Source organism: Tepidanaerobacter sp. EBM-38 (assembly GCA_001896545.1).
Lineage (GTDB): Bacteria > Bacillota > Thermosediminibacteria > Thermosediminibacterales > Tepidanaerobacteraceae > Tepidanaerobacter.
The window spans coordinates 1-3,057 of sequence record MPOT01000108.1 but is presented as its reverse complement, the minus strand read 5'-3'; the positions used below and the strand labels follow the sequence as shown (position 1 = coordinate 3,057).

Genomic DNA, 3,057 nt, shown 5'->3' with positions numbered 1-3,057 from the left:
GGCGAAGCTGTGTATATCAAAATGCCTGCCATTTCCATATTCTCCTTCATATTCTTTACAAGTCATGAGTTTCTGTATAGCCTTATTTTTTTCTTCTTCGTCCAGCACACTATAGTAATTAAAAAAAGCATTAACTCCAATATCATTAGGAAATTCAAAAACATATTCCATGCCTCTGCCTCTAGATTGTGTGTCACCTCTAAGTAAAAATTGAATTCCTTCAATCGCAGCTTCCGAATCATTTAAACCTAGCTTTGAATTTCGCTTGTATTTCTCAACCAATAAATCTAAATCCTGAATAGTTTTCATTATCTCCTACTCCTTTTCTATACCAAAAAATACAAATATTTATATATTTCTACAATTACACCTAAAATCCTCCCTTGCAGTGAATATTTGAGGACGATCCATTTTTGGGGACGGAGGTAAATTATTCATTATTTTATCTTATCCCTAAATTACTTCTACACTAACTATATATTTCCTTCTTCTTCCAACCACTTACTTACGCCGATATTGCATCTATTTTAAATGCTTTTTAATTGCAGCAAATACCCTTAGGATATTTCATTTTAAGAAGAAAGTTTAATTCGCAAAGGTTTTTACATGTGTAAAAGCAAGTGCCTGACTCTGTGCTCCGCAGAAGTAAGAAGGAAAATCGCATAAGGTGGCGAATTTATATAGTTATAGTTAAAGTAAAAATTTAAAAAATATATTTATAACTAAGCTACTAAATAATTAGCAGGGGGTTTCAACAAATGCCGACTATATTTCACAGTACATCAGAAATGTTAAAAAGTTTGCTTGATTCTGTGCAAGACGGAAGAACACAACTTCCGGATTTTCAAAGGGGTTGGGTGTGGGATAATGAACGGATTCGCAAATTACTTGTAAGTGTTCTAAAGTCGTTTCCTATCGGAGCAGTTATGCTGCTTGAAACAGGAAACCCTGATGTAAGGTTTAAGCCTCGCTTAGTTGAGGGAGTCTGCTTACTGCAGCTGCCAGAACCTCAAAGGCTTATATTAGATGGACAGCAGCGCATAACATCTTTGTATCAAGCTCTTTACTTAGATGAGCCGGTTAAAACTACTGATGTTCGCGGAAAAGAAATCAAGAGATGGTATTATTTAGATATAAATATGGCAACAGATGTAAATTCAGATAAGGATGATGCTATAATTTCGCTGCCGGAGGACAAAATATTAAGGGGCAAGGGCAATGTAGTAATAGCTGATTTTTCAACTATGGAAAAAGAATGTGAAGCAGGACTGCTTCCAGTACATTATTTATTTAAACCTGATAAACTTTTACAGTGGCAAAATCAATATTTTAGCATTGACATGTCCCAAGAACGCTCTTTGCGATGGAGTAAGTTCATGGCAGAGGCGTTTTCAGCATTTAATAATTATCAATTACCGGTAATAACACTTTTGAATACAACACCAAAAGAAGCTGTATGCCAAGTATTTGAAAACGTAAACACCGGCGGTGTAACTTTGACGGTGTTTGAATTACTGACAGCTTCTTTTGCAGCAGATAATTTTTCACTAAGGGATGATTGGAAATTAAGATATGAAGGCAATCCAAGCAATAGTGAAGATGTTAAAGCATTTAAGAATAATCCTATTTTATCGATATTAGAAAATACAGATTTTCTGCAGACTATTGCGCTATTAGTAACTTATAATAGAAAGAAAGATAATCCTGGAGCTGCAGTAGGCTGTAAGCGCAGAGATATTTTAAATTTAACGGTAGAAGAATACAAGGCATGGAGCGGCAAAGTTACTGAAGGGTTTTATGAGGCTGCTAAATTTTTAATGGAACAAAAAATCTTCTCACATCAAGATATACCATATCCCTCACAAATGATACCTTTAACTGCAATCTTAGTTGAATTAGGACCGAAAGCCCACAATCACACAACAAGGCAGAAACTAGCACAATGGTATTGGTGCGGTGTTTTTGGTGAATTGTATGGTGCTGCTACTGAGACTCGGTTCGCAAAAGACTTGCCACAGGTTTTAGATTGGTTAGATGGTAAAAGCAAGCCGGATACGATAAGTGAAGCAACCTTCGATTCCGACAGGCTTTTGACTATGCGCACTAGAAACAGTGCTGCATATAAAGGTGTGCATGTTCTTTTAATGAGAGAAGGGTGTAGGGATTTTATATCAGGCGTTCCCATTGATCTTCAGACATACTACAATGACAGTATAGACATTCATCATATATTTCCTACAGCTTATTGTGCTAAGCAGGGAATACCTAAAGATCTATACAATTCTATAATTAACAAATCACCGCTTTCAGCTTTAACAAACCGCTCAATAGGAGGAAATCCACCAAGTATTTATCTGGATTTCATTGAAAAAGAAAAAAATATTGATGCTGATACCTTAAACAAAATTTTAGAAACTCACCTAATAGATGTTGACGCTATACGGTCTGATGATTTTAATACCTTTTTCGAAAAGCGAAAGGAAGCGTTATACAACAAAATTTTAGAAGCAATGGGTCAATAAGTAAATAAGTGTATGCTAGGGAAGCCTCTGAAAATCTCGGGTTTATGTCATGCTGAATGAAACGAGGCGGAATGAAGAATCTTAAAGCCGCTTCGACGAAAGATCCTTCGCTGACGCTCAGGATGACAGTTTTTGTATCGCTCAGGATGACGGTTTTTGTTATTTGTAATATTGTTTCACTTTTCCAGAGGCTTCCTTGCACCGTGTGCCTGGAAAGAGAAAAAACCGCAGCAGTGCGGTTAAGAGTTTCTTTACATGTTTATAAGAAAGTCGCAAAAACTTTTTAGTTTCTCTTTGGTTTTATCGTAGATTCGTATCGGAAATAATATTAAAAAAAGCCAAGAAAAAAATGTTATAATAAGATTAAAGGTATACTTTCATTTGAAGTTTATAGTTTAAATTATTCCTAATTGAGAGGTGATGGATTTGAAGAAATTTAATTTCACAATTCTTATAGAAAAGGACGAAGATGGATTATATATAGCATCAGTGCCTGCATTGAGAGGATGTCATACACAAGCTAAAACCGTTGAAG

The 3,057-nt window shown here is 35.5% G+C and carries 4 protein-coding genes; 3 read left to right on the top strand and 1 reads right to left on the bottom strand.

All coding sequences use genetic code 11. The features are described from left to right. A partial coding sequence (locus tag BUC45_RS11905; RefSeq protein WP_296972599.1) for a hypothetical protein occupies positions 1 to 309 on the bottom strand: 309 nt, incomplete at its 3' end. 449 nt (positions 310 to 758) lie between these two features. Here BUC45_RS11905 and BUC45_RS11900 point away from each other — a divergent pair. The 3 genes from BUC45_RS11900 to BUC45_RS12090 form a co-directional block, all read left to right on the top strand. Next, complete coding sequence (locus BUC45_RS11900) at positions 759 to 2,522, top strand: DUF262 domain-containing protein (RefSeq protein WP_296972598.1); 1,764 nt, start codon at positions 759 to 761, stop codon at positions 2,520 to 2,522. 56 nt (positions 2,523 to 2,578) lie between these two features. Then, on the top strand, positions 2,579 to 2,809 hold the full coding sequence (locus tag BUC45_RS11895; protein ID WP_296972597.1) for a hypothetical protein: 231 nt from the start codon (positions 2,579 to 2,581) through the stop codon (positions 2,807 to 2,809). A gap of 133 nt (positions 2,810 to 2,942) precedes the next feature. Continuing rightward, on the top strand, positions 2,943 to 3,057 hold a 115-nt coding region (locus BUC45_RS12090), incomplete at its 3' end, for a type II toxin-antitoxin system HicB family antitoxin (RefSeq protein ID WP_366750273.1).